We start from the raw sequence: 721 nt of genomic DNA on the forward strand, positions 1-721 counted from the left end.
ACCTTGATGATCCCGCGCTCGACGCGGCCCGTCACCACCGTGCCGCGACCCGAGATCGAGAACACGTCCTCGATCGGCATCAGGAACGGCAGGTCAACCGGACGCTCCGGCTGCGGGATGTAGGCGTCGACCGCTTCCATCAGCTTCAGAACCGCGTCGTGACCCAGCTTCGGGTCGCCGTTCTGCAGCGCCACCAGCGCCGAGCCGCGGATGATCGGGATGTCGTCGCCCGGGAAGTCGTACTTCGACAGAAGCTCGCGCACTTCCAGCTCGACCAGCTCGAGGAGTTCCTCGTCGTCGACCTGGTCGCACTTGTTCAGGAACACCACCAGAGCCGGCACGCCGACCTGGCGAGCCAGAAGGATGTGCTCGCGGGTCTGCGGCATCGGGCCGTCGGCCGCCGACACAACCAGGATCGCGCCGTCCATCTGCGCCGCGCCGGTGATCATGTTCTTCACATAATCGGCGTGGCCGGGGCAGTCGACGTGGGCGTAATGGCGGTTCGTCGTCTCGTACTCGACGTGAGCCGTCGAGATCGTGATGCCGCGCGCCTTCTCTTCCGGCGCCTTGTCGATCTGGTCGTACGCCGTGAACGTCGCGCCGCCCGACTCCGCAAGAACCTTCGTGATCGCCGCCGTCAGCGACGTCTTGCCATGGTCAACATGGCCAATCGTGCCAATGTTGCAGTGAGGCTTCGAACGGTTGAACTTCTCTTTGGCCA

General features: G+C 64.6%; 1 protein-coding gene. It reads right to left on the bottom strand.

All coding sequences use genetic code 11. The annotated features are described in order from the left end of the window. On the bottom strand, nucleotides 1-721 hold a 721-nt coding region (locus KIP89_RS01755), incomplete at both ends, for an elongation factor Tu (RefSeq protein WP_213753704.1).

Source organism: Ancylobacter radicis (genome assembly GCF_018449475.1).
In the GTDB taxonomy this organism is placed as follows: domain Bacteria; phylum Pseudomonadota; class Alphaproteobacteria; order Rhizobiales; family Xanthobacteraceae; genus Ancylobacter; species Ancylobacter radicis.